This window comes from Agromyces sp. NPDC060279, from assembly GCF_042726785.1.
GTDB lineage: Bacteria > Actinomycetota > Actinomycetes > Actinomycetales > Microbacteriaceae > Agromyces.
The window spans coordinates 19,514-43,689 of sequence record NZ_JBHXBK010000006.1 but is presented as its reverse complement, the minus strand read 5'-3'; the positions used below and the strand labels follow the sequence as shown (position 1 = coordinate 43,689).

The window sequence follows — 24,176 nt, the reverse complement described above, 5'->3', positions numbered from 1 at the left end:
ACTTCTCGCTGTGTTGTTGTCGCTGAGCTCCGCGACCCCTATTCATCGCGTCGCGCGCGGCATCCGATCGATGCGACGCACCCCACACGAGGAATGAACACGGCCATGAAGTACGCAGAATCGATCGTCGACCTCGTCGGCGACACCCCGCTCGTCAAGCTCTCGCGCGTCACCGAGGGCGTGACGCAGGCGACGGTGCTCGTGAAGCTCGAGTACCTGAACCCCGGCGGCTCCTCGAAGGACCGCATCGCCGGCCGCATCATCGACGCGGCCGAGCGCGAGGGCAAGCTGAAGCCGGGCGGCACGATCGTCGAGCCCACGAGCGGCAACACCGGCGTCGGCCTCGCCCTCGTGGCGCAGCAGCGCGGCTACCGCTGCATCTTCGTCTGCCCCGACAAGGTCGGCGAGGACAAGCGCAACGTGCTGACCGCCTACGGGGCCGAGGTCGTCGTGACGCCGACGGCCGTCGCGCCCGACAGCCCGGAGTCGTACTACGGCGTCTCGGACCGTCTGGTCCGCGAGATCCCCGGCGCGTTCAAGCCCGACCAGTACTCGAACCCGAACGGGCCCCGCTCGCACTACGAGACCACCGGGCCCGAGATCTGGCGCGACACCGAGGGCCGGGTCACCCACTTCGTCGCGGGCGTCGGCACGGGCGGCACGATCACGGGCACCGGCCGCTACCTCCGCGAGGTCTCGGGCGAGCGGGTGCGCATCATCGGCGCCGACCCCGAGGGCTCGGTCTACTCCGGCGGCACCGGCCGGCCCTATTTCGTGGAGGGCGTCGGCGAGGACTTCTGGCCCACGGCCTACGACCCCGCCGTGCCGCACGAGATCATCGAGGTCTCGGACGCCGCGTCGTTCGCGATGACCCGGCGGCTGGCCCGCGAGGAAGGCATCCTCGTCGGCGGCTCGAGCGGCATGGCGGTCGTCGCCGCGCTCGAGGCCGCCGCGAAGGCCGGGCCCGACGACGTGTTCGTCGTGCTGCTGCCCGACGGCGGCCGCGGCTACCTCGGCAAGATCTTCAACGACAAGTGGCTGCGCGCCTACGGCTTCGGCAACGCCCCGAGCGGGCACACCGTCGCCGATCTGCTCGCCGCGAAGGCCGACCGCACCGAGCCGCTCGTGCACGTCTTCCCGCAGGACACCGTGCGCGACGCGATCGACAAGATGACCGCGACCGGCGTCTCGCAGCTCGTCGTCGTCGGGCACGAACCGCCCGTCGTGCTCGGCGAGGTGCTCGGCGCGCTGCATGAGGACGAGCTGCTCGAGCGCGTCTTCTCCGGCGCGGCGAAGCTCACCGACGAGATCGGCCAGGTGCTCGGCGCCCCGCTGCCGCTGATCGGCGTGAACGAGCCCGTCGCCGCGGCGCGGCAGGCCTTCACCGACGCGCCGGCCATGCTCGTCACCGACGGCGGCAAGGCGCTCGGGGTCGTCACCCGCAGCGACCTGCTCGGCTACCTCTCCCACTGACCCCGGGCTGCGGCGCAGCCCCTCGGTCTCTCCGAACCATTCGAAAGCGACTCCATCATGAACTCCGACGACGCCCGTTTCGACACCCGCGCCATCCACGCCGGCCAGGCCTTCGACCCCACGACGGGCGCGGTGATCCCGCCCATCTACGCCACCTCCACCTACGTGCAGGACGGCATCGGCGGCCTCCGCGGCGGCTACGAGTACTCGCGCGGCGGCAACCCGACGCGCACCGCGCTCGAGACCCAGCTCGCCGCGCTCGAGGGCGGCGCCCACGCGCTCTCCTTCGCCTCCGGCCTCGCCGCCGAGGACGCGCTGCTGCGCACCGTGCTCGCTCCCGGCGACCACGTCGTGATCGGCAACGACGTCTACGGCGGCACGCACCGGCTCATCCGCCGGGTGCACGGCGCCTGGGGCGTGCGGCACTCGACCGTCGACACGAGCGACCTCGACCTCGTGCGCGCGGCGATCGAGCCGGGCGCGACGAAGGTGCTCTGGATCGAGACGCCCTCGAACCCGCTCATGAAGATCTCCGACGTCGCCGCGCTCGCCGAGCTCGGCCACGAGGCGGGCCTCATCGTCGTCGTCGACAACACCTTCGCGAGCCCCGCGCTGCAGCAGCCGGTCGCCCTCGGCGCCGACGTCGTCGTGCACTCGACCACGAAGTACCTCGGCGGGCACTCCGACGTGATCGGCGGCGCGGTCGTCTTCGCGCCCGGCCAGGACGAGCTGCACGAGCGGGTGCAGTTCACGCAGTTCGCGGCGGGCGCCGTGTCGGGGCCGTTCGACGCGTTCCTCACCTCGCGCGGGATCAAGACCCTCGGCATCCGGATGCAGCGGCACAGCCAGAACGCCCTCGCGATCGCCCGCAGGCTCGAGGAGCACGCGGGCATCGCCCGCGTCTACTACCCGGGTCTCGAGTCGCACCCCGGCCACGAGCTCGCCGGCAGGCAGATGTCGGGCTTCGGCGGCATGCTCTCGATCGAGCTCGCCGGCGGCGGCGAGTCGGCCCGCCGTTTCGCGGAGTCGACGGAGCTGTTCCAGCTGGCCGAGTCGCTCGGCGGCGTCGAGTCGCTCGTCAACTACCCCTCCGAGATGACGCACGCCTCGGTGCGCGGCACGGAGGCGGAGGTGCCGGAGTCGATCGTGCGGCTCTCGGTCGGCATCGAGGACGTCGACGACCTGCTCGCCGACATCGACCAGACGCTCGCGCGGCTCTAGGCATCCGCCGGTCCTCCCGGACCCCCGCGGGAGGAGATCGTGCCGTCGGGAGGATGATCCGGCGCGAGCGATCCTCCCACCGCGCCGATCTCCTCCCGCGTGGCGGTGAAGAGCGGGCGCGAGACGCGAGGTGGGCTGCGGTCGGAGCTTGGCAGGATATGCACTGAGGGTGTCACTCCTGCCAGCGCGGAGTGGATGCCCCGTGCGCCAGACTGTGCGGGTGACCTCGACGCAGCACCCCGCGACCGCACCGGAGACCCCGGCCGCCGGCCACGGCACCCTCGGCCTCGGGCAGGGCACGGCGCTCTACATCGCGAGCGTGCTCGGCACCGGCATCCTCGCCCTCCCCGGTCTCGCGGCGGCCGCCGCCGGCCCCGCCTCGGTGCTCGCCGTCGCCGCGGTGCTCGTGCTGTCGATCCCGCTCGCCGGGACCTTCGCGGCGCTCGCCGCCCGCTTCCCCGACCCGGGCGGCGTCGCGAGCTACGCCCGCCGCTCGCTCGGCGACACCGTCGCGCGGATGACCGGGTACTGGTTCTACTTCGGGGTCTGCGTCGGCGCGCCCGTCGTCACGCTGCTCTGCGGCGAGTACGTCGTCGCGGCCCTCGGGGTCGACCGCTCGGCCGTGCCGCTCATCGCCGCGGCGATCTTCGTCCCGCCCTACGTCATCAGCTGGTTCGGCGTGCGCGTCGCCGGCTGGGTGCAGCTCGTGCTCACGGCGCTGCTGCTCGCCGTCGTCGTCGCGGTCGTCGTGCTCACCTTCCCGCACGTCGAGGCGGCCGCCTTCACGCCGTTCCTGCCGAACGGCTGGGCCGGGGTCGGCACGGCGATCAGCCTGTTCGTGTGGGCGTTCGCCGGCTGGGAGGTCGGCACTCACATCGCTGGGGAGTTCCGGAACCCGCGCCGTGTCATCCCCATCGCGACCGCGATCGCGATCGTCGTGGTCGGCGTCGGCTACCTCGCGCTGCAGTTCGTCACCGTCGGCGTGCTCGGCGAGCGCGCCGGGCGGGGCGTCGTGCCGCTCATCGACCTCGTCGACGTCGTGCTGCCCGGGATCGGCCCGGCCATCGTCGCCGCGATCGCCGTCATCGTCACCGTGGGCGTCATGAACGCCTACCTGCCGGCCTTCGGCAACCTCGGCGCCGCGCTCGGTCGCGACGGCGACCTGCCCCGGTACTTCGCGAAGGGCGCCGCGGGCGGCGAGGTGCCCCGGCGGGCGCTCGCCCTCACCGGCGTCGTCTCGCTCGGGTACTTCATGCTCGTCGTCGCGAACGGCGGCGCGCTCGGCGCGTTCATCCTGATCCACACCAGCAACATGGTCGCGATCTACTTCGTCGGCATGCTCGCGGCGACACTGCTGCTGCGCCGCTGGAGCGTGGGCTGGTGGCTCGCCGTCGTGGCGACGGTGCTCACCGCGGGCCTGCTCGTGCTCGCCGGGTCGAATCTCATCGTGCCGGCCCTGCTCGCCGTCGCCGCGCTCGCCGTGACCGTCGTGCGGCGCCTGCGCGGAGGCCGGCGCCCGCAGCTGCGCGGCACCGACGCAGGATCCGTGCACAGAGCAGAGGAGCGCGTATGACCGAGTACCGGGCCGTCTTCGACGCCGAGATCGCCTTCGTCAACGGCGGCGGGCTGAGCGCCCGCGGATTCCGGCTCGACGTGCCGGGCCCCGACGTCGGCGAGGCCGCGGTCGCCGAACTCCTCGTGCGGCACCTCGGGCTCGCGCTGGTCGGCTCGGTCGAGTTCCCGAGCCTTGAGATCGTCGCCGAGGCGCACAAGGGCTCGCGAGGCGTGGCCGCGGATGCCTCGGCCGGCACGCCGCCCGACACGGCCGGCGCCGGCGGGGCATCCCGCCTCGTCGATCTCAGCCACCCGATCCGGGCCGGGCTCGTGACGTACCCCGGCATCCCCGCCCCGAGCATCGCGCCGCACCTCACCCGCGCGGCCTCGCGGGAGGTGTACGCGCCCGGCACGGAGTTCGCGATCGACGTGCTCACGATGGCGGGCAACACCGGCACCTACCTCGACAGCCCGTACCACCGCTACGCGGACGGCGGCGATCTCGCCTCGCTCGAGCTCTCGACCCTCGTCGGGCTTCCGGCCCAGGTGCTGCACCTCGCGGATGCGGCGACGCGCGGCATCCCCGCCGAGGTCTTCTTCGAGCGCGCGGCCGCCGAGCTCGCGGGAGCGGCCGTGCTGCTGCACACCGGTTGGAGCCGGCACTTCGGCACGCCGGCGTACGCCGCGGGGGCGCCGTTCCTCAGCGAAGCGGGCGCGCGCTTCCTCGTCTCGGCCGGCGTCGCGCTCGTCGGCATCGACTCGTTGAACATCGACGACACGGAGGGCGGCGGCGAGCGGCCCGCGCACTCGCTGCTCCTCGCGGCCGGCGTGCACGTCGTCGAGCATCTGACCGGACTGGACCGGCTGCCCGCCCGCGGCGCACGGTTCACGGCGGTGCCGCCGCGGGTCGAGGGCTTCGGCACGTTCCCAGTCCGGGCCTTCGCGGAGCTGCCGACGGAGGAACCCGGCGCGGCCGGTTGACCTCAAGGGCGCTTGAAGTCCTAGGGTCGATGAAGTGAGCGAATCCCCGAGCCCCGACACCGAACCTCGCGCCGCGGCGCCCGCCGAGTCGACGGCGAACGACGCGTCGGCACCCGCGGCGTCCGTCGGTGGCCCGCTCGCCCGGCCGTACCGGTGGCTCTCGATCGGCATGTTCGCGCTGATCTTCCTCGCCGCGTTCGAGGCGATGGCCGTCACCACGATCATGCCGCTCGTCGCCCGCGACCTCGACGGCGAGGCGCTCTACGCGCTCGCCTTCGCCGTGCCGCTCGCGGCGGGCATCATCGGCATGGTCATCGCCGGCAACTGGACCGACCGCAACGGCCCGCTGCCGTCGCTGCTGACCTCCGGCGTGCTCTTCGTCGTCGGCCTCGTCATCGCCGGCACCGCGACCGACATGATCGTGTTCATCGTCGGCCGCTTCGTGCACGGCATCGCGGGCGCGGCGGTCATTGTGCCGCTCTACGTGATCGTCGGCCGGGTGTACCCGGAGGCCATCCGCGCCCGGGTCTTCGCCGGCTTCGCGGCGGCGTGGGTCATCCCCTCGATCGTCGGCCCCGCGGTCGCCGGCTTCGTCGCCGAGCAGGCGAGCTGGCACTGGGTCTTCCTCGGCGTGATCGCGATCGTCGTCCCCGCGACGGCGATGCTGCTGCCGCCGCTGCTGCGGGCCCGCGCCGAGGTGCAGGGCGACCCCGCCGTGCCGTGGAGCCCCTCGCGGGTGGGCTGGGCGGTGCTCACCGCCGCGGCCGCGCTCGGCGTCTCCCTCGCGAAGGAATTCGACTCGCCGCTGCGCTGGATCGTCGCCGCGCTGTCGATCGCGATCGTCGTCGTGGCGGTGCGCCCGCTGCTGCCCGCCGGCACCCTGCGCGCCGCGCGCGGCCTGCCGGCCACGGTGCTCATGCGCCTCGTCGTGGCGGGCGCCTTCTTCGGCAGCGAGATCTACCTGCCGTACCTCTTCATCGAGGACTACGACTTCGAGCCGAGCCTCGCGGGCGCCGTGCTCACCGGAGCCGGCGTGAGCTGGGCGGCGGCCTCGTGGCTGCAGGGTCGGCTCGGCGGCCGCATCTCGAACGTGCGGGCCGTCGTCACCGGCTCGACGCTGCTCGTGATCGCGCTGGCCGCGGTGCTCGCCGTCGCCGCGCTGCACCTGCACCCCGCGATCGCCTTCGTGGCCTGGACGCTCGCGGGCGGCGCGATGGGCTTCATGTACCCGCGCTTCTCGGTCGCGGTGCTGAGCCTCTCGCCGGTCTCGGCCCAGGGGTTCAACAGTGCCGCGCTCTCGATCGCGGAGTCGCTCGGCGCCTCGATCGCGCTCGCCATCACGGCGCTCGTGTCGAGCGCGGTGGTGTGGGGCGGCTTCGCCCCCGACTTCGCCGTGGCGCTCGCCATCGCCGTCGTCGCGGTGCTGCTCGCCGCGCGGGTGCGCCCGCTCGCCGCGGGCTGAGCCTCAGGAGGTCTCGAGCAAGACCTCGGGCGTGCCGTGCTGGGTGGTCGCTGCGAGTCCGGCGGCCACGCACGCGATCGCGACGAGGAGCCAGACGGCGATTGCTGCGCTCAGCAGGATGATCGCGGCGCGCGGGGGTCGCTGCCGGAGCCGGAGGATCGCGAAGAGCAGTGCGAGCCCGCCGGCGACCAGCCCGAGCGCGGTCACCAGTGCGGCGGCGGCGGAGCCGAGCAGTGTGGCGGCGATCGCCCAGTCCCGAGGTCGGGGGAGGGCGCGCAGCGGTGGCGTCTCGATGGTCATGTGCGGCCTCAGAGATTCTTGATGTAGTTGCGCAGAAGTGTCGGTTTGCCGTTGTAGCTGAGCCCCTGCTCTTTGACGGCCGTCAGCATGCTTCCCTTGGCGACGATCGACATGCGGTGGGTCCCGATGCAGGTGCCCTTTCCGCCGGAGATCCACTGCGTCGCGCTCGAGGCGATCGACCAGAAGCCGGAGAAGCCGGACCACCACGCTGTGCACTCGAGGTTGCGGGTCACGGCGGTGCCGTTCGATTCGAAGCGGTAGCGGGGGCTGAAGGTGCCGGTCTGGATTCCGAGCACGCTCACCTTGTAGCTCTGGTTCGCGGTGTTGAGCCGACGGTTCGACGCGGTTGCGAACACCTGCGCGGTGGGCCGCCCGGAGTCGACGATCGGGGTCGAGTCGATGTCCGCAGGCGAAACAGCAGTGAGCTCCATCACGGCGAGGGGGTCCTCGGCGGCTGTGGAAAGGAACTCCTCCCGCTCCGAGGGGGTCAACTGTTGCACCGCGTCCTCGAGCTCGCTCTCGATGCTCGCGTCGACTCCGACGGCGCTCGTGAACTCCTGCAGCCGCGGGTCGACGGGTTCCTCTGCGTGGGCGGGTGCCGACGGCACGACGAGGGCAACCGCGAGCGCTGCGACCAGTGCGGTCATTCGGGGTGTGTTCACCGGGTGTGTTCCTGTCTCTGTGGTGGCGCCGAGTGATCCGGTCGCCTGGATGAGGTGTTTCCACCTCGATATGGAGTGTTCCAGCTTGAGGTGGAAACACTAGCTAACTCCATCGTGCTTCGACGTGCACTCGGTTTTCCACACGCCGCTCCTGCGGGGCCCGTGTGCTGCCTACCTGCAGCGCCCTGCCGCGTTCCCGCCGCTCGGGGTGCGCGGTAAGTATTTGCGGGTGCGGCGGCGCCGCGACCCGCAAAAAGTGCCCGAATGCCGCCGTGCGGATTCGGTGAGCGCGCTCTCACGTCGGAGGTCCCGGTCGATTCGATTCGATCGCCCGTTGTGACTGTCACATCGTCGAGCTGTACGCCGCGAGCCGGGCGTGCATAATGGATGCGACAGCGATGTGAACGTGCACATCCGGATCGGCGAACAGTGTCTCCTCCCCAGGACCGCGGGCGTGCGCCCAGCATCCGCGATGTCGCGCGCCTGGCGGAGGTCTCGCACCAGACCGTCTCCCGGGTGCTGAACGATCACCCGAGCATCCGGCCCGAGACGCGCGAGCGCGTGCTGCAGGCGATGGAGACGCTGCAGTACCGGCCGAACCGGGCCGCCCGCACCCTCGTCACGAGCCGCTCGAACACGATCGGCGTGCTCGCCGCGCTGAGCACGACGTACGGCCCGGCGACGAGCATCGCGGCCATCGAGGACGCCGCCCGCGAGCAGGGCTATCACGTGAACACCGCGAACCTCGCGGACACCTCGCCCGCCGGTATCGCCGACGCGATCGAGCATCTGATGCTGCAGGCGATCGAGGGGCTCGTCGTGATCGCCCCGCAGGTGCGGGTGTTCGAGGTCCTCGCCGCGTCCTCGATCGGGGTGCCGTTCGTGAGCCTCCAGTCGACGGGGCGACGCGACCACCTCGCCCTGTCCGTCGACCAGGTGACCGGCGCGCGCCGCGCCACGCAGCACCTGATCGGGCTCGGCCACCGCGAGATCGTGCACCTCGCCGGCCCGCAGGACTGGATCGAGGCGGAGGCGCGCATGCGCGGCTTCCTCGAGGCGATCGACGATGCGGAGCTCGGCCTGCATCCGCCGATCCTCGGGGACTGGACCGCCGACTTCGGCTACTACGCGGGCAGCGAGCTCGTGCGCCGCCGCGACTTCACCGCCGTGTTCGCCGCGAACGACGAGATGGCGATCGGGCTCATGCACGCGTTCCGCGACGCCGGGCTCGACGTGCCGGGCGACGTCAGTGTCGTCGGATTCGACGACATCCCGGTCGCGAAGCACGTCGCGCCGACCCTCACGACCGTCTACCAGGACTTCCACGAGATCGGCCGCCGGGCCGTCGCGCTGCTGCTGAACCAGGTGCACGGCACCGAGCGGATCGAGGTCGAGGACATCGTGCCGCGGCTCGTGGTGCGCGGTTCGACCGCGCCGGTCGCGGCACGACCGGCATCCGCCGCACGTTGAGCGGCGCGTCGGGCCCGTTCGGCGCACCGGCTTGACACGCCCGCCCCGCGGATGCAGCATGGTGTCGATGTGAACGGTCACACGATCACGTCACACGCAGCAGCACACCCTGACACCGAGGTCCAGATCAGTGATTCCGTCGATGACGACCAGCGCCCGAGCGGGCAGCCGATGAACGCGCCCCCGCCCATCCTGGAGATGCGCTCCATCACCAAGGAGTTCCCGGGCGTGAAGGCGCTGAGCGATGTCTCCCTCACCGTGATGCCCGCCGAGATCCACGCGATCTGCGGCGAGAACGGCGCCGGCAAGTCCACGCTCATGAAGGTGCTCTCCGGCGTGTATCCGCACGGCACCTACACCGGCGAGATCTTCTTCCGCGGCGAGGAGGTGCAGTTCCGGGACATCCGCCAGAGCGAGCAGGCCGGGATCGCGATCATCCACCAGGAGCTCGCGCTCATCCCCGAGCTGTCGATCACCGAGAACATCTTCCTCGGCAACGAGATCGCCCGCGGCGGTCGGATCGACTGGTCGGCCGCGAAGCGCAAGGCCCTCGACCTGCTCGCCCGCGTCGGCCTCGCCGAGGACCCCGACACGCAGATCAAGCACCTCGGCGTCGGCAAGCAGCAGCTCGTCGAGATCGCCAAGGCGCTCGCCAAGGACGTGAAGCTGCTCATCCTCGACGAGCCGACGGCGGCGCTGAACGAGGACGACTCGCAGCACCTGCTCGACCTCATCCTCGGCCTCAAGGGCCGCGGCATCGCGTCGATCATGATCAGCCACAAGCTCAACGAGATCGAGCAGATCGCCGACGCGATCACGATCATCCGCGACGGCCACGCGATCGAGACGCTCGACGTGCACGGCGGCGACGTCGACGAGGACCGGATCATCCGCGGCATGGTCGGCCGCTCGCTCGAGAGCCGCTACCCCGACCGCACGCCGCACATCGGCGAGGTGTTCTTCGAGGTCCGCGACTGGACGATCCAGCACCCGCAGGTGCCCGAGCGGCTCGTCGCGAAGGGCTCGAACCTCGAGGTGCGCCGCGGCGAGATCGTCGGGCTCGCCGGCCTCATGGGCGCCGGCCGCACCGAGCTCGCGATGAGCATCTTCGGCCGCTCCTACGGCACCTACCTCGCGGGCACGATCGTGAAGGACGGCAAGGAGATCGTGCTGAAGGACGTCGAGTCCGCGATCGACCACGGCCTCGCCTACGTGAGCGAGGACCGCAAGGTGCTCGGGCTCAACCTGCTCGACACGATCAAGCGCTCCATCGTCTCCGCGAAGCTCCGCAAGATCTCCCGCTTCGACGTCGTCGACGAGTTCAAGGAGTCGCAGGTCGCCGAGAGCTACCGCAAGCAGCTGCGCATCAAGTCGCCGAGCGTCGACATGGGCGTCGCGAAGCTCTCCGGCGGCAACCAGCAGAAGGTCGTCCTCGCGAAGTGGATGTTCACCGACCCCGACCTGCTGATCCTCGACGAGCCCACCCGGGGCATCGACGTGGGCGCCAAGTACGAGATCTACACGATCATCCAGCAGCTCGCGGCACAGGGGAAGGGCGTCATCCTCATCTCCAGCGAGCTGCCCGAGCTGCTCGGCATCGCCGACCGCATCTACACGGTCTTCGAAGGCCGCATCACCGACAACCTGCCCGTTTCCGAGGCGACCCCGGAGGCGCTCATGCGCAGCATGACCTCCGCGAAGAAGAAGGCGAACGCATGACCACTCCGACCGGCGCGACCCCCACGGGCGCCACGACGACCGGCGCAACGCCCGAGAAGCGGGGCGGCTTCGCCGACCTGCGCAAGATGTTCGGCAACGGCCAGTCGACGCTGCGCCAGTTCGGCATCCTCGGCAGCCTCGTCGTCATCATCGCGCTCTTCCAGCTGCTGACGTGGCTCATCAAGGGGACGGGCCTCACCCTCTCCTCGACGAACCTCATCAACGTCGTGAACCAGTACAGCTACATCCTGATCCTCGCGATCGGCATGGTGATGGTCATCATCATGGGGCACATCGACCTCTCGGTCGGCTCGGTCGCCGCGTTCACCGGCATCATCGTCGCCAAGGCCATGTCCGAGTGGAACCTGCCCTGGCCGCTCGCGATCGTGCTGGGTCTGCTCGTCGGCGCGGCCGTCGGCGCCTGGCAGGGCTTCTGGGTCGCGTACGTCGGGGTGCCGGCGTTCATCGTGACGCTCGCGGGCATGCTCATCTTCCGCGGCGGCAACCAGTGGATCGGCCAGTCGACCACGACGCCGGTGCCGGTCGAGTTCACCTACATCGGCGCGGGCTACCTGCCGGATGCCCCGGGCTCCGCCTTCAACTACGCCACGATGGCGCTCGGCGTGCTCGGCGCCGCGTGGATCGTCTACAACGAGCTGCACCTGCGCGGCGTGCAGAAGAAGATGGGCTCGCCGCAGGCGCCGCTCTGGGTCAGCATCGTCAAGGTCGTGCTGCTCGCCGGGGTCATCCTCTGGGCCGCGTGGCTCTTCGCGACCGGCCGCCCCGGCACGAGCTTCCCGATCTCGGGCATCATCCTGGTGCTCCTCGTTATCCTGTACTCCTTCATCACGCGCAGTACCGTCTTCGGCCGCCACATCTACGCGGTCGGCGGCAACCGCCTCGCGGCGACCCTCTCGGGCGTGAAGGACCGCCGGGTCGACTTCTTCGTGATGATGAACATGTCGGTGCTCGCCTCGCTCGCCGGCATGATCTTCGTCGCCCGCTCCACCGCCTCCGGCCCGCAGGACGGCAACGGCTGGGAGCTCGACGCCATCGCGGCCGTCTTCATCGGCGGCGCCGCGGTGTCGGGCGGCATCGGCACCGTCATCGGCTCCATCATCGGTGGTCTGGTGATGGCGTTCCTGAACAACGGCCTGCAGCTGCTCGGCGTCGGCGCCGACTGGGTGCAGATCATCAAGGGCATGGTGCTGCTGCTCGCCGTCGGCGTCGACGTGTGGAGCAAGAGCCAGGGCCGTCCCTCCATCCTCGGGCTGTGGTCGCGCCGCCGGCGCACCCGACTCGAGGAGCAGGGGCCGACCGAGCCGCCCGCCGTCGTGCCGAGCTCCGGCACCAATGAATCGTCCGAGCCCCGCGACGTCGCCCGGCTCTGACCCGGCACCCCGCCGCACTGTCCGCGGCGGATGCCGGAACGCACCTCCCCCTCTCGTGGCAGCCGCCCCGGGACACCAAGAGAAAGTGACTGATCAATGAAGAAGATCGCTCTCGCAGCCACCGCGGTCGCCGCGGCGGCGGCCCTCGCGCTCTCCGGCTGCTCTTCGGACCGCGGCGGCGGATCGGGCGGCGGCGAGTCGACCGACTCGGCCGGCTTCGCGGCCGACGCGACGATCGGCATCGCCCTCCCGGACAAGACCAGCGAGAACTGGGTGCTCGCCGGCGGGCTCTTCGAGGACGGCCTGAAGGCGGCCGGCTTCAACCCCGACGTGCAGTACGCGCCCGCTTCGAACACCGTCGCCGAGCAGCAGAACCAGATCTCGTCGATGGTGACGAACGGCGCGAAGGTCATCGTCATCGGCGCGAAGGACGGCAAGCAGCTCGGCACGCAGCTGCAGCAGGCGGCCGACGCGGGCGTGAAGATCATCGCCTACGACCGGCTCATCGAGAACACGCCGAACGTCGACTACTACGTCGCCTTCGACAACTTCAAGGTGGGTCAGCTGCAGGGCCAGGCGCTGCTCGACGGGCTCGCCGCCCGCTCGGGCCACGAGGCGCCGTGGAACATCGAGCTCTTCTCGGGCTCGCCGGACGACGCGAACTCGGCCGTGTTCTTCAACGGCGCGATGGACGTGCTGCAGCCGAAGATCGACGACGGCACCCTCGTCGTCGCCTCGGGGCAGACCGACATCCAGCAGACCGCGACGCAGGGCTGGAAGGCCGAGAACGCGCAGAGCCGCATGGACTCGATCCTCGCCGCGAACTACACCTCGGCGAACATCGACGGCGTGCTCTCGCCGAACGACACCCTCGCCCGCGCCATCATCACTTCGGCGAAGCAGGCCGGCAAGGACATCTCGAAGATCACGGTGACCGGTCAGGACTCCGAGGTCGAGTCGGTGAAGTCGATCATGGCCGGTGAGCAGTACTCGACCATCAACAAGGACACCTCGCTCCTCGTCGAGCAGACGATCAAGATGATCCAGCAGCTCCAGAAGGGCGAAGAGGTCGAGGTCAACGACACCGAGCAGTACGACAACGGCGTGAAGGTCGTGCCGGCGTACCTCCTCGCTCCGGTCATCGTGACCAAGGAGAACGCGGCGGAGGCGTACGCGAACAACCCGAACCTGCTCGACATCGTCAAGCAGGCCGGCTGATCGGATCGGCAACGGCGTCCTGAGGGATGCCGGGGCAGACCCGAAGCCCGCATGACGGCTCCCGCTCCGGAAGGGGCGGGAGCCGTCGGCGTCCGGGGGTGGGCGGTGTCCCGGTCCGCCCCCGGGCGCCGACGAGCGCGGCTCAGTCGCGCGGCGGCAGCTGCTGCAGGGTCCAGCGATTGCCGTCGGGGTCGGCGAACGTGACGAAGCGACCCCAGGCCTGCTCGTCGACGCCCTGCGCATCGACGCCGGCCGCCCGCAACTGGGCGAGTGCGGCATCCGCGTCGGCGATGACCGCCTGGATGACGTCGAGCGAGCCGGGGGCGAGCGACCCGCCGAGGCCCTCGCCGAACGCGATCGAGCAGGCGGAGCCCGGCGGGGTCACCTGCACGAAGCGCATCGACTCGCTGACGCGCACGTCGTGGTCGGCGACGAAGCCGCACTGCTCGACGTAGAACGCCTTCGCGCGGTCGACGTCGCTCACGGGCACGTGGATGAGTTCGATCTTCACGTCCATCTCGAGCGGCATGATGCCTCCTCTGTTTCGCGGGATGCGGTGGGCCGTGGGCCTCGCCCGAGGCCTCCGACGGGGCCATCCGAGCACGATCCACCGACATCCGCCATCCCCCATCGCGGTCGGCGGTGCGAGGATGGGGGCATGGCACTGCACATCACGGGGGAGCAGTCAGCCGACGAGCTGCTCTCGAACGACCCGTTCGCCCTGCTCACGGGCATGCTGCTCGATCAGCAGGTCGCGATGGAGACCGCCTTCGCCGGTCCCGAGAAGATCCGCGAGCGGCTCGGCTCGATCGACCCGGCGACGATCGCGGCGACCGATCCGGAGCGGCTCGTCGAGCTCTTCACGCAGACGCCGGCGGTGCACCGCTATCCGGGTTCGATGGCCGGACGCGTGCAGCAGCTCGCGGCCGCGGTCGAGTCCGAGTGGGGCGGCGACGCGAGCGCGATCTGGACGCGTGGCGAGCCGAGCGGCGCCGAGGTGCTGAAGCGGCTGAAGGCGCTGCCGGGCTTCGGCGAGCAGAAGGCGCGCATCTTCCTCGCGCTGCTCGGCAAGCAGTGCGGGCTCGAGGCGCCGGGGTGGCGCGAGGCGGCCGGCGCCTACGGTGAGGCGGGCAGCTTCGCCTCGGTCGCCGACATCGTGAGCCCCGAGTCGCTGCAGAAGGTGCGCGCGCACAAGCAGGAGATGAAGGCGCAGGCGAAGGCGGCGAAGGCCGCGAAGGGCTGACCGGGACCGCGCCCCGTACCGCGGTAGGGGGCGCGAACACCACCGGCGGGGGATGCCCCGCGCCGCCGCCGATGCGAGCATGGTGCCATGACCGACCCAGCCGCTCCGCAGGCGCCCGCGCCGCCAGAGGGCTTCGTCGCGGCCGTCGCGGAGGCGCCGCCGGGCGCGGCGGTGACGGTCCGCCGGCGCCCGCGGCTCACCGAGACGGATGCCTGGCCGGGCCTCGTGCTCAGCTGGTTCGCCGTGATCTTCGTCGCCGTCGCGCTGTTCTCCGTGCTGGTGCCGGTGTCGGCCTCGCTCTACGAGGTGCCCGTGGCGGCCGCCTTCGGCGTCGCCCTGCTCGCGGCGGGCAGCCTGCCGCTCGCGATGCGCTGGGCGTGGCCCGGCGCGATCGCCGGACTCGGCGGGCAGGCGGCGTTCTTCGCGCTCGCCGTGCCGCCGCCGGGCGCGCCCTGGCCGATCAGCGTGCCGATGCTGCTCGCGCTCTGCGCCGGGCTCGTCATCCTCGCCCTGCGCGGCCGCTTCCTGCCGGCCGTCGTGCTGTGGGGCGGCACCGTGATCGGCTCGATCGCGGCGGTGCTGCCGCCCGCCCGCGCCGAGGAGCCGTCGACGATCGCGGCGAGCTTCGTCACCGGCGCCGCGGTGAGCGCCGGGGTGCTCGGCCTCGCCTGGCTCCTGCGGGTGCTGCGCGCCCGTGTCGCCGACACGCTCGAGGCGGAGCGCCGCACGAGCGCCACCGAGCACGAGCGCCGGCTCGTCGCCGAGGAGCGCACCCGCATCGCCCGCGAGCTGCACGACGTCGTCGCGCACCGCATGTCGATCGTGCAGGTGCAGGCGACGAGCGCCCCGTACCGGCTGAGCGGCCTCGACGAGGCGGCGACCGCGGAGTTCGGCGAGATCGCCGCGAACGCGCGGGCGGCGATGGCCGAGATGCGGGAGCTCCTCGCGGTGCTCAGGGATCCGGATGCCGAGGCCGAGACCGCTCCGCAGCCGGGCTTCGCCGAGATCGGACCGCTCGTGTCGAGCGTGCGCCGCGCGGGGCTCGTCGTCGACGCCCGGATCGTGACGACCGCGCCCGTCTCGACCGCGGTCGGCCAGGCCGCGTACCGCATCGTGCAGGAGGCGCTCAGCAACGTGCTGCGTCACGCGCCCGGCGCGGAGGCCGCCGTCGAGGTGCACGGCGACGGGACGCGCCTGCTGGTCGAGGTCGTGAACACGGCGGCGGCCGATGCCGCCGGCCGAGATCGCGCCGCCGCGGGACGCCCCGACGGCGACGCCGGGCACGGCCTGCTCGGCATGCGCGAGCGCGCACGCCTCGTCGGTGGCACGATCGAGACGGGGCCGACCGAGTCGGGCGGCTTCCGGGTGGCCGCCGTGCTGCCCGTCACCGCCGAAGCCAGCCCTGGAGGAACCGCCGGATGACCATCACCGTGCTCGTCGCCGACGACCAGGCCATGGTGCGCGCGGGCTTCGCCGCCGTGCTCGACGCGCAGCCCGGCATCGAGGTCGTCGGCCAGGCCTCGGACGGTGCCGAGGCGGTGCGGCTCGCGCACGAGCTGCGGCCCGACGTGATCGTCATGGACGTGCGGATGCCCGGTATGAACGGCATCGAGGCCACCCGCGCCCTGCAGACCCCGCCGCGATCGAGCGACTACGTGCCGCGGGTGCTCATGCTCACGACCTTCGACATCGACGAGTACGTGTACCAGGCGCTGCGGGCCGGGGCGAGCGGCTTCCTGCTGAAGGACGCGTTGCCCGACGAGGTCGCCAGAGCCGTGCGGGTGATCGCCGCCGGGGAGGCGCTGCTCGCGCCGAGCGTGACGCGCCGTCTCATCGAGGACGTGGCGAAGCAGGCGCCCGCGCGCTCCGTCGACGAGCACCTGCTCTCGGCGCTCACCGAGCGCGAACGCGAGGTGCTCGTGCGCATCGCCCGGGGCCGCTCGAACCAGGAGATCGCCGCCGAGCTCTTCATCGCCGAGCAGACGGTGAAGACGCACGTGAGCAAGATCCTGCAGAAGCTCGGGCTCCGCGACCGGGTGCACGCGGTCGTCTTCGCGTACGACACCGGCCTCGTCTCGCCCGCCCGCTGAGCGTCGGGGCGCGCCGAACGCGCGCCCCGCGGCATCCGACCGGCGGGCCATCCGCCGCCCCGTGCCCCCTACCGAGGTAGGGGGCACGAACCGTTCCACCGGGTGATGCCCCGGCCCGTGCCGCGTCCATAGCCTGCGGGAGCCGGGGGAGGGACCGCCGGCGGAGGGGATCCCGATGGACGCGACGATCCAGGCGAGCGCCGCAGAGCGCAGCGCGGCGGGCACGAAGCCCGCGCGGGACACGGCGATCGACGCGGCCAGGGCCGGATGCCTCGCCGTCGTGTTCCTGCTGCACGCGATGATGGTCGGCGTGAGCGTCGGCCCCGGCGGCCCGGTGCTCGAGAACGCGCTCGAGGGCTGGGAACTGCTCGCCCCCGCCACCTGGGTCGTGCAGATCATGCCGCTCTTCTTCCTCATCGGCGGCTTCTCCGGCTGGACCGCGTGGCAGCGCCGCCGGGCCCGCGGCGTCGACGCGGCGGGCTTCGTGCGCGACCGGATCACCCGGCTCGTGCGCCCCGCCGTGCCGCTCGTCGCCGTCGTGGGGCTCGCGCTCGCCGGGCTCGCCGCGGCCGGCGTGCCGGCCGAGATCGTGCAGACGGCCTCGTTCCGGATCGGCCAGCCGCTCTGGTTCCTCGCCGTCTACCTCGGCGCCTCGGCGCTCGTGCCGCTCATGGTGCGCCTGCACGAGTGGCGGCCGGGCGTCACGATCGGCGCGCTCGTCGGCGCCGTCGTCGCGGTGGACGCGCTGCGCTTCGCCACCGGGATCGAGGCGCTCGGCTTCCTGAACCTCGCCTTCGTGTGGCTCGCGATGCAGCAGCTCGGCTTCCTGCTCGCCGATGGGACGGTCGACCGGATGCCGGTCGCCGCGCGCCTGCGGCTCGCGGGCTGCGCCCTGGGCGGGCTGCTCGCGATCACCCTCTCCGGCCCGTACACGCCGGACCTGCTGCAGAACCTCAACCCGCCGACGATCTGCCTCGTGCTGCTCGGCACGGCGCAGCTCGCCCTGTTCTCGCTCGTGCGCCGGCCCCTCGGCCGCTGGGCGGAGCGCCGCGGCCCGGCCCGCGTGGTCGCGAGCTTCGGCGAGTGGGGGATGACGATGTACCTCTGGCACCTGCCGGCCTTCGTGCTGCTCGCCGCCGGCCTGCTCGCGGCGAACGCGAGCTTCGGCCTGGTGCTGCCCGAACCGCTCAGCGCCGAGTGGTGGGCGACGCGGCCGCTCTGGCTGCTGGGCGCCGCGGCCGTCACGGCGCTCGCGGTGCGCGCCTTCGCCTGCTGGGAGCGAGGCTCGCGCGGCCCCGGCCGCGACGGTGACGAGGGGACGGGGCGGATGCCGCGGGCGCGCGCGCTCGCCGAGGAGCTGCCGCGCGTGCCGGCCTGGCTCGCCGTGCCGGCCGGGGTGCTCGGCGTCGGCACCGCCCTGGTGGTGGGCTTCGCCCCCGTGCCGGCCCTCGTCTCGCTCGCGCTGCTCGGAGTTGCGCTGCTGGGCGCCCGGCCGCCCCGCCTGCACGGACGTGCAGCCCTGGTGACGCGGGTCGAGGCGCGTGTCGGGGCCGGAATGTCGGTGGTCGGTGGGAAGCTGATCCCACAACACCAGATGTAGGGGTCGGCCCGGCGAGGGCCCCAAGGTATTGGGGCTCGGCGACACGCCGCGACACGCCGGGGCGACTGTCCACAAGGACTTTTTCCGGGGCGCCGAGCGTTGTGGATAACAGGGCCCGGAAGGGCGGATTTCCGCTGAATCCGGGGCGGTCGGGCTGGGGAAATCTCGTGGATAACCCCGTGGATAACTACACGAATGTAACTACAGCATGTTGTGGCTGCCCCGCTGGGCGAACACAAGATGTAGTATCGAAGACACCAGCTACAAACCGGGGGCGAGCTCCCCGAGGGGCTCGAGAACGAGGGGAAATCATGACGGTCACGGTCTACACCAAGCCTTCCTGCGTGCAGTGCAACGCGACGTATCGCGCCCTCGACAGCAAGGGCATCGAGTACGAAGTGCTCGACCTCTCTGTCGACGAGCAGGCGCTCGCGCAGGTGAAAGAGCTCGGCTACCTGCAGGCCCCGGTCGTCATCACCGACGACGGCCACTGGTCGGGCTTCCGCCCCGACAAGATCGACGAGCTGGCCGCCCGCCTCGCGTAGTCATGGCGGTCGGTGAGCTCCACGAGATCCGGCCGTGCACGACGTGAGGGAGGGAACATGACGAACCTGGTCTACTTCTCGAGCGTCTCGGGCAACACGCAGCGCTTCATCGAGAAGCTCGGCCGTCCGGCCGACCGCATCCCGCTGTACGCCCGCGATGAGCCACTCCACGCCGACGAGCCGTTCGTGCTCGTCGTGCCGACCTACGGCGGAGGCGACGGCAATGGCGCCGTCCCGAAGCAGGTCATCCGGTTCCTGAACGACCCGGCCAACCGGGCGCTCATCCGCGGCGTCATCGGCGCCGGCAACACCAATTTCGGCACGGGCTACTGCCTGGCCGGCGACATCATCGCCGCCAAGTGCGCCGTGCCGCATCTCTACCGCTTTGAAGTATTCGGAACACCAGACGACGTTCGCGCCGTCGACGAGGGATTGGACGCATTTTGGCAAGCACAGCAGCAACGACTGACGGCGTAGCTCTGATCGAGGCGCCCCGGGGGTCGAGCGGAATGGACTACCACTCCCTCAACGCCATGCTGAACCTCTACGGCCCGAACGGCGAGATCCAGTTCGAGAAGGACCGCGAGGCGGCACGCGAGTACTTCCTGCAGCACGTCAACCAGAACACCGTCTTCTTCCACTCGCTGAAGGAGCGGCTCGACTACCTGGTCGAGAAGGAGTACTACGAGAAGGAAGTCCTCGACCAGTACTCCTTCGAGTTCATCCAGCGGCTCAACGATCTGGCCTACTCGAAGAAGTTCCGCTTCGAGACCTTCCTCGGCGCCTTCAAGTACTACACGAGCTACACGCTGAAGACGTTCGACGGCAAGCGCTACCTCGAGCGCTTCGAGGACCGCGTCGTGATGACCGCCCTCGGCCTCGCCCGCGGCGACGAGCAGCTCGCCATCGACCTCGTCGAGGAGATCATCGGCGGGCGCTTCCAGCCGGCCACGCCGACCTTCCTCAACACGGGCAAGGCGCAGCGCGGCGAGCTCGTCTCCTGCTTCCTCCTCCGCATCGAGGACAACATGGAGTCGATCGCCCGCGGCATCAACTCGGCGCTGCAGCTCTCCAAGCGCGGCGGCGGCGTCGCCCTGCTGCTCTCGAACATCCGCGAGTCGGGTGCGCCGATCAAGCAGATCGAGAACCAGTCCTCCGGCATCATCCCCGTGATGAAGCTGCTGGAAGACTCCTTCAGCTACGCCAACCAGCTCGGCGCACGTCAGGGCGCCGGTGCGGTGTACCTCTCGGCGCACCACCCCGACATCATGCGCTTCCTCGACACCAAGCGCGAGAACGCCGACGAGAAGATCCGCATCAAGACGCTCTCCCTCGGCGTCGTCGTGCCCGACATCACGTTCGAGCTCGCGAAGAACAACGAGGACATGTACCTCTTCTCGCCGTACGACGTCGAGAAGGTCTACGGCAAGCCCTTCGGCGACGTGCCGCTCACCGAGAACTACCGCGACATGGTGAACGACGCGCGCATCAAGAAGACCAAGATCAACGCGCGCGAGTTCTTCCAGACCCTCGCCGAGATCCAGTTCGAGTCGGGCTACCCCTACATCGTGTTCGAGGACACGGTGAACAAGGCGAACCCGATCAAGGGCCGCATCAACATGTCGAACCTGTGCAGCGAGATCCTGCAGGTGAACACGCCGACGACCTACCACGAGGACCTCTCCTACGACGTCATCGGCAAGGACATCAGCTGCAACCTCGGCTCGCTGAACATCGCCCTCACGATGGACTCGCCCGACTTCGGCAAGACCGTCGAGACCGCCATCCGCGGCCTCACCTCGGTGTCGAACCAGAGCCACATCACCTCGGTGCGCTCCATCGAGGACGGCAACGACAAGTCCCACGCGATCGGCCTCGGGCAGATGAACCTGCACGGCTACCTCGCCCGTGAGCGCATCTTCTACGGCTCCGAAGAGGGCGTCGACTTCACGAACATCTACTTCTACACGGTGCTGTTCCACGCGCTGCGCGCCTCGAACAAGATCGCGATCGAGCGCGGCGAGGTGTTCGACGGCTTCGCCGACTCGAAGTACGCCTCGGGCGAGTTCTTCGACAAGTACACCGAGCAGGAGTGGGTGCCCGCGACCGAGAAGGTGGCCGGCCTGTTCGCCGACTCCGGCGTGCACATCCCCACGCAGGACGACTGGCGCGAGCTCAAGGCCTCCATCCAGGAGCACGGCATCTACAACCAGAACCTGCAGGCGGTGCCGCCGACCGGCTCGATCTCGTACATCAACAACTCGACGGCGTCGATCCACCCGATCGCCTCGAAGATCGAGATCCGCAAGGAGGGCAAGCTCGGGCGCGTGTACTACCCGGCCGCCTTCATGACGAACGACAACCTGGAGTACTACCAGGACGCCTACGAGATCGGCTACGAGAAGGTCATCGACACCTACGCCGCGGCGACGCAGCACGTCGACCAGGGCCTCTCGCTCACCCTCTTCTTCAAGGACACCGCGACGACCCGCGACATCAACAAGGCGCAGATTTACGCGTGGAAGAAGGGCATCAAGACCATCTACTACATCCGCCTGCGGCAGATGGCCCTCGAAGGCACCGAGCTCGACATGTGCGTGAGCTGCACGCTCTAACGGCTGGAACGAAGGACCCCCACCGATGACTCTCACCTATCCGGTCAACTCCGCGAAGAACGACCCGGCGCACGTCGGCAAGATCAAGCTCGTCGACCACGTCAACGCGATCAACTGGAACAAGATCCAGGACGACAAGGACCTCGAGGTCTGGAACCGCCTGGTGAACAACTTCTGGCTGCCCGAGAAGGTGCCGCTGTCGAACGACATCCAGTCGTGGAACACGCTGACGCCCGAGGAGCAGCAGCTCACGATGCGCGTGTTCACCGGCCTCACCCTGCTCGACACGATCCAGGGCACCGTCGGCGCGGTCTCGCTCATCCCCGACTCGCTGACCCCGCACGAGGAGGCCGTGTACACCAACATCGCCTTCATGGAGTCGGTGCACGCGAAGAGCTACTCTTCGATCTTCTCGACGCTCTGCTCGACGAAGGAGATCGACGACGCGTTCCGCTGGTCGGTCGAGAACGAGAACCTGCAGAAGAAGGCCTCCATCGTGATGGAGTACTACCGCGGCGACTCGCCCCTCAAGCGCAAGGTCGCCTCGACCCTGCTCGAGAGCTTCCTGTTCTACTCCGGCTTCTACCTCCCGATGTACTGGTCGAGCCGGGCGAAGCTCACCAACACGGCCGACCTCATCCGCCTCATCATCCGCGACGAGGCCGTGCACGGCTACTACATCGGCTACAAGTTCCAGCGCGGGCTGGAGCTCGTGAGCGAGGCCGAGCGCGAGGACATCAAGGACTACACCTTCTCGCTGCTCTACGAGCTCTACGACAACGAGGTGCAGTACACGCAGGACCTCTACGACGGCGTCGGCCTCACCGAGGACGTCAAGAAGTTCCTGCACTACAACGCCAACAAGGCGCTCATGAACCTCGGCTACGAGCCGATGTTCCCCAAGTCGGTCACCGACGTGAACCCGGCGATCCTCTCGGCGCTGTCGCCGAACGCCGACGAGAACCACGACTTCTTCAGCGGGTCGGGCTCGTCGTACGTCATCGGCAAGGCGGTCAACACCGAGGACGAGGACTGGGACTTCTAACTCCCTGCTTCTCGCGAACGAGGGGGCGGATGCTTCGGCATCCGCCCCCTCGTCGTGTTCGGGGCCCGCAGTCGGGGCTGCGGCTACTCCGCCGGGCGGCTCGCGTGCTCGCCGCCGGAGCTCGCGTCCGCCGGCACCGGCGCCGGCGCGCGCCGCAGACGGCGGCGCACCAGCGGCCAGAAGAGCACGAGCGCGCCCGCGGCGATGAAGCTCGTGAGCACCTGCGTGCGTCCGCTCTCGGTCGTCAGCATGATGCCCACGATGCCGATGGCGCCGAGGATCACGAGGATGTTGACCCAGGGGAACAGCCACACCTTCAGCTTCAGCTGCGCCTTCTCCTCGGGGGTCATCGCGGCCCGCAGGCGCCACTGCGTGACCGCGATGAACACGTAGACGAAGAGCGCCACCAGCCCGGTGGAGTTCATGATGAAGTCGTAGATGCCCGAGCTCGGGGCGAGGAAGTTCACGACGGTGGCGATGAGCCCGCCGATGGTCGAGGCGATCACCGCGAGCGCGGGAACTCCGCGCTTCGAGCGCTTGGCGACGGCGGCCGGGGCGAGTCGCTGCTCGGAGAGGGCGGCGAACATGCGGGACGCCGAGTACGTGCCGGAGTTCAGCACCGAGATGACCGCGGTGAAGATCACGAGGCTCATGATCGTCTCGGCGCCCGGGATGCCGAACATCGAGAAGATGTAGGTGAACGGCGCGACGACGTCCGGCGCGGGCAACTCGTTCCACGGCACGAGCGTCACGATGACGAGCACGGAGCCGACGTAGAAGAGCATGACGCGCCAGATCACGGTGTTGGCCGCCTGCCGTACGCCCTTCGCGGGGTCCTCGGACTCGGCGGCCGCCATCACGGCGATCTCGGTGCCGAAGTAGGAGAAGAGCACCAGGGCCACCGAGGAGATCACGCCCCCGAAGCCGTTGGGCATGAAGCCGCCGTGCTCCCAGAGGTTGCCGATCGAGAACGTGCTGTCCGGCCAGAGGCCGAAGGCGTAGAGCACGCCGGCGCCGAGGAAGACGACGATCGCGACCACCTTGATGCTCGCGAGCCAGAACTCGGTCTCGCCGAACGACCTGAGGGAGATCAGGTTCGTCGTAACGAAGATCGCGAGCAGGGCGAGGGAGCCCGCCCAGGCGGGGATGTCGGGGAACCAGCCGTTGATCATCCCGCCGCCGACCACCGCCTCGTACGCGATGACACCGACCCAGAAGTACCAGTAGAGCCATCCGACGAGGTAGGCCGCCCAATCGCCGAGCCCGACGCGCGCGTACTCCATGAAGGAGCCGACCGTCGGCCGGACGGCGGCCATCTCGCCCAGCATCCGCATCGCCAGGAACACGAGGAGGCCGCCGGCCAGGTAGGAGAGGGTGGCGGCGGGTCCGGCCGCCCGGATGATGTTCGCCGAGCCGACGAAGAGGCTCGCGCCGATGATGCCGCCGAGCGTGATCATCGTCACGTGCCTCGTGCGCAGCTTCTTGCTCGGGGTGCGGGCATCGATGGCGAGGCCGGCCGAGGTGGCCGGCGAGACCGGCTGGTCGTACCGCGACTTCGATGTCGGGGAGTTGCGTGCCATGCTGAAC

The 24,176-nt window shown here is 70.2% G+C and carries 21 protein-coding genes; 17 read left to right on the top strand and 4 right to left on the bottom strand.

Annotation, left to right across the window (positions count from 1 at the left end; translation table 11 throughout):
* The first annotated feature begins 105 nt into the window (after positions 1-105).
* The 5 genes from ACFWE1_RS14830 (at position 106) to ACFWE1_RS14810 (ending at position 6,691) form a co-directional block, all read left to right on the top strand.
* Complete coding sequence (locus ACFWE1_RS14830) at positions 106-1,473, top strand: cystathionine beta-synthase (protein ID WP_376934181.1); 1,368 nt, start codon at positions 106-108, stop codon at positions 1,471-1,473.
* Positions 1,474-1,530: 57 nt separating this feature from the next.
* Positions 1,531-2,694, top strand: a complete 1,164-nt coding sequence (locus ACFWE1_RS14825; RefSeq protein WP_376934180.1) for a cystathionine gamma-synthase — start codon at positions 1,531-1,533, stop codon at positions 2,692-2,694.
* A 220-nt stretch (positions 2,695-2,914) separates the two neighbouring features.
* Positions 2,915-4,267, top strand: coding sequence for an APC family permease (locus tag ACFWE1_RS14820; protein ID WP_376934179.1), 1,353 nt, complete (start codon positions 2,915-2,917; stop codon positions 4,265-4,267).
* Positions 4,264-5,229: a cyclase family protein gene (locus ACFWE1_RS14815; RefSeq protein WP_376934178.1), complete on the top strand. Its 966-nt coding sequence runs from the start codon at positions 4,264-4,266 to the stop codon at positions 5,227-5,229. Before ACFWE1_RS14820 ends, ACFWE1_RS14815 begins: the two co-directional genes overlap by 4 nt.
* Before the next feature lie 34 nt (positions 5,230-5,263).
* Positions 5,264-6,691 carry an MFS transporter gene (locus ACFWE1_RS14810; RefSeq protein WP_376934177.1) on the top strand — a complete coding sequence of 476 codons (1,428 nt, stop codon included), beginning with the start codon at positions 5,264-5,266 and terminating at the stop codon, positions 6,689-6,691.
* A gap of 3 nt (positions 6,692-6,694) precedes the next feature.
* Here the strand turns inward: ACFWE1_RS14810 and ACFWE1_RS14805 are convergent, their stop codons facing one another.
* Together ACFWE1_RS14805 and ACFWE1_RS14800 are read right to left on the bottom strand one after the other, a co-directional pair.
* A complete protein-coding gene (locus tag ACFWE1_RS14805) occupies positions 6,695-6,991 on the bottom strand; it encodes a hypothetical protein (protein ID WP_376934176.1) in 297 nt (98 codons plus the stop codon).
* A gap of 8 nt (positions 6,992-6,999) precedes the next feature.
* On the bottom strand, positions 7,000-7,638 hold the full coding sequence (locus ACFWE1_RS14800; RefSeq protein WP_376934175.1) for a hypothetical protein: 639 nt from the start codon (positions 7,636-7,638) through the stop codon (positions 7,000-7,002).
* 402 nt (positions 7,639-8,040) lie between these two features.
* Here ACFWE1_RS14800 and ACFWE1_RS14795 point away from each other — a divergent pair, with 402 nt between their 5' ends.
* The 4 genes from ACFWE1_RS14795 (at position 8,041) to ACFWE1_RS14780 (ending at position 13,451) form a co-directional block, all read left to right on the top strand.
* A complete protein-coding gene (locus ACFWE1_RS14795) occupies positions 8,041-9,123 on the top strand; it encodes a LacI family DNA-binding transcriptional regulator (RefSeq protein WP_376934174.1) in 1,083 nt (360 codons plus the stop codon).
* A 171-nt stretch (positions 9,124-9,294) separates the two neighbouring features.
* Positions 9,295-10,842: a multiple monosaccharide ABC transporter ATP-binding protein gene (gene mmsA, locus ACFWE1_RS14790; protein WP_376934173.1), complete on the top strand. Its 1,548-nt coding sequence runs from the start codon at positions 9,295-9,297 to the stop codon at positions 10,840-10,842.
* A complete protein-coding gene (gene mmsB / locus ACFWE1_RS14785) occupies positions 10,839-12,233 on the top strand; it encodes a multiple monosaccharide ABC transporter permease (protein WP_376934172.1) in 1,395 nt (464 codons plus the stop codon). The genes mmsA and mmsB overlap by 4 nt, the downstream gene beginning before the upstream one ends.
* Positions 12,234-12,329: 96 nt before the next feature.
* Positions 12,330-13,451: a substrate-binding domain-containing protein gene (locus tag ACFWE1_RS14780; protein WP_376934171.1), complete on the top strand. Its 1,122-nt coding sequence runs from the start codon at positions 12,330-12,332 to the stop codon at positions 13,449-13,451.
* Between the two features lie 142 nt (positions 13,452-13,593).
* On the opposite strand, the gene ACFWE1_RS14775 is transcribed toward ACFWE1_RS14780, so the two are convergent.
* Positions 13,594-13,968 carry a VOC family protein gene (locus ACFWE1_RS14775; protein WP_243570897.1) on the bottom strand — a complete coding sequence of 125 codons (375 nt, stop codon included), beginning with the start codon at positions 13,966-13,968 and terminating at the stop codon, positions 13,594-13,596.
* 141 nt (positions 13,969-14,109) lie between these two features.
* On the opposite strand from ACFWE1_RS14775, the gene ACFWE1_RS14770 reads away from it, so the two are divergent.
* The 8 genes from ACFWE1_RS14770 to nrdF all read left to right on the top strand — a co-directional run bounded on the left by ACFWE1_RS14770 (position 14,110) and on the right by nrdF (position 22,589).
* Positions 14,110-14,694: an HhH-GPD-type base excision DNA repair protein gene (locus ACFWE1_RS14770; RefSeq protein ID WP_376934170.1), complete on the top strand. Its 585-nt coding sequence runs from the start codon at positions 14,110-14,112 to the stop codon at positions 14,692-14,694.
* Positions 14,695-14,781: 87 nt separating this feature from the next.
* A complete protein-coding gene (locus tag ACFWE1_RS14765; RefSeq protein ID WP_376934169.1) occupies positions 14,782-16,116 on the top strand; it encodes a sensor histidine kinase in 1,335 nt (444 codons plus the stop codon).
* Complete coding sequence (locus ACFWE1_RS14760; RefSeq protein ID WP_376934168.1) at positions 16,113-16,784, top strand: response regulator; 672 nt, start codon at positions 16,113-16,115, stop codon at positions 16,782-16,784. The genes ACFWE1_RS14765 and ACFWE1_RS14760 overlap by 4 nt, the downstream gene beginning before the upstream one ends.
* Positions 16,785-16,959: 175 nt before the next feature.
* Entirely contained in the window at positions 16,960-18,384 is a 1,425-nt protein-coding gene (locus tag ACFWE1_RS14755) for an acyltransferase (RefSeq protein ID WP_376934167.1), read from the top strand.
* A gap of 311 nt (positions 18,385-18,695) precedes the next feature.
* A complete protein-coding gene (gene nrdH / locus ACFWE1_RS14750; protein WP_189085724.1) occupies positions 18,696-18,929 on the top strand; it encodes a glutaredoxin-like protein NrdH in 234 nt (77 codons plus the stop codon).
* 57 nt (positions 18,930-18,986) lie between these two features.
* Positions 18,987-19,406 (top strand): class Ib ribonucleoside-diphosphate reductase assembly flavoprotein NrdI, encoded by a 420-nt coding sequence (gene nrdI / locus ACFWE1_RS14745; RefSeq protein WP_376934166.1) that lies wholly within the window; start codon positions 18,987-18,989, stop codon positions 19,404-19,406.
* 32 nt (positions 19,407-19,438) lie between these two features.
* Positions 19,439-21,544: a class 1b ribonucleoside-diphosphate reductase subunit alpha gene (gene nrdE, locus ACFWE1_RS14740; RefSeq protein ID WP_376934165.1), complete on the top strand. Its 2,106-nt coding sequence runs from the start codon at positions 19,439-19,441 to the stop codon at positions 21,542-21,544.
* 25 nt (positions 21,545-21,569) lie between these two features.
* A complete protein-coding gene (gene nrdF / locus ACFWE1_RS14735) occupies positions 21,570-22,589 on the top strand; it encodes a class 1b ribonucleoside-diphosphate reductase subunit beta (RefSeq protein WP_376934164.1) in 1,020 nt (339 codons plus the stop codon).
* Positions 22,590-22,672: 83 nt separating this feature from the next.
* Here the strand turns inward: nrdF and ACFWE1_RS14730 are convergent, their stop codons facing one another.
* The gene (locus tag ACFWE1_RS14730) at positions 22,673-24,169 is read right to left on the bottom strand and encodes an amino acid permease (protein ID WP_376934163.1); all 1,497 of its coding nucleotides are present in this window, start codon (positions 24,167-24,169) and stop codon (positions 22,673-22,675) included.
* Positions 24,170-24,176: the final 7 nt, after the last annotated feature.

Coding starts and splice junctions, on each gene's coding strand:
- ACFWE1_RS14830 (WP_376934181.1), top strand. CDS start 106: ATGAAGTACGCAGAATCGATCGTCGACCTCGTCGGCGACACCCCGCTC.
- ACFWE1_RS14825 (WP_376934180.1), top strand. CDS start 1,531: ATGAACTCCGACGACGCCCGTTTCGACACCCGCGCCATCCACGCCGGC.
- ACFWE1_RS14815 (WP_376934178.1), top strand. CDS start 4,264: ATGACCGAGTACCGGGCCGTCTTCGACGCCGAGATCGCCTTCGTCAAC.
- ACFWE1_RS14805 (WP_376934176.1), bottom strand. CDS start 6,991: ATGACCATCGAGACGCCACCGCTGCGCGCCCTCCCCCGACCTCGGGAC.
- ACFWE1_RS14800 (WP_376934175.1), bottom strand. CDS start 7,638: ATGACCGCACTGGTCGCAGCGCTCGCGGTTGCCCTCGTCGTGCCGTCG.
- ACFWE1_RS14795 (WP_376934174.1), top strand. CDS start 8,041: ATGCGACAGCGATGTGAACGTGCACATCCGGATCGGCGAACAGTGTCT.
- mmsA (WP_376934173.1), top strand. CDS start 9,295: ATGAACGCGCCCCCGCCCATCCTGGAGATGCGCTCCATCACCAAGGAG.
- mmsB (WP_376934172.1), top strand. CDS start 10,839: ATGACCACTCCGACCGGCGCGACCCCCACGGGCGCCACGACGACCGGC.
- ACFWE1_RS14780 (WP_376934171.1), top strand. CDS start 12,330: ATGAAGAAGATCGCTCTCGCAGCCACCGCGGTCGCCGCGGCGGCGGCC.
- ACFWE1_RS14775 (WP_243570897.1), bottom strand. CDS start 13,968: ATGGACGTGAAGATCGAACTCATCCACGTGCCCGTGAGCGACGTCGAC.
- ACFWE1_RS14770 (WP_376934170.1), top strand. CDS start 14,110: ATGGCACTGCACATCACGGGGGAGCAGTCAGCCGACGAGCTGCTCTCG.
- ACFWE1_RS14765 (WP_376934169.1), top strand. CDS start 14,782: ATGACCGACCCAGCCGCTCCGCAGGCGCCCGCGCCGCCAGAGGGCTTC.
- ACFWE1_RS14760 (WP_376934168.1), top strand. CDS start 16,113: ATGACCATCACCGTGCTCGTCGCCGACGACCAGGCCATGGTGCGCGCG.
- ACFWE1_RS14755 (WP_376934167.1), top strand. CDS start 16,960: ATGGACGCGACGATCCAGGCGAGCGCCGCAGAGCGCAGCGCGGCGGGC.
- nrdH (WP_189085724.1), top strand. CDS start 18,696: ATGACGGTCACGGTCTACACCAAGCCTTCCTGCGTGCAGTGCAACGCG.
- nrdI (WP_376934166.1), top strand. CDS start 18,987: ATGACGAACCTGGTCTACTTCTCGAGCGTCTCGGGCAACACGCAGCGC.
- nrdE (WP_376934165.1), top strand. CDS start 19,439: ATGGACTACCACTCCCTCAACGCCATGCTGAACCTCTACGGCCCGAAC.
- nrdF (WP_376934164.1), top strand. CDS start 21,570: ATGACTCTCACCTATCCGGTCAACTCCGCGAAGAACGACCCGGCGCAC.
- ACFWE1_RS14730 (WP_376934163.1), bottom strand. CDS start 24,169: ATGGCACGCAACTCCCCGACATCGAAGTCGCGGTACGACCAGCCGGTC.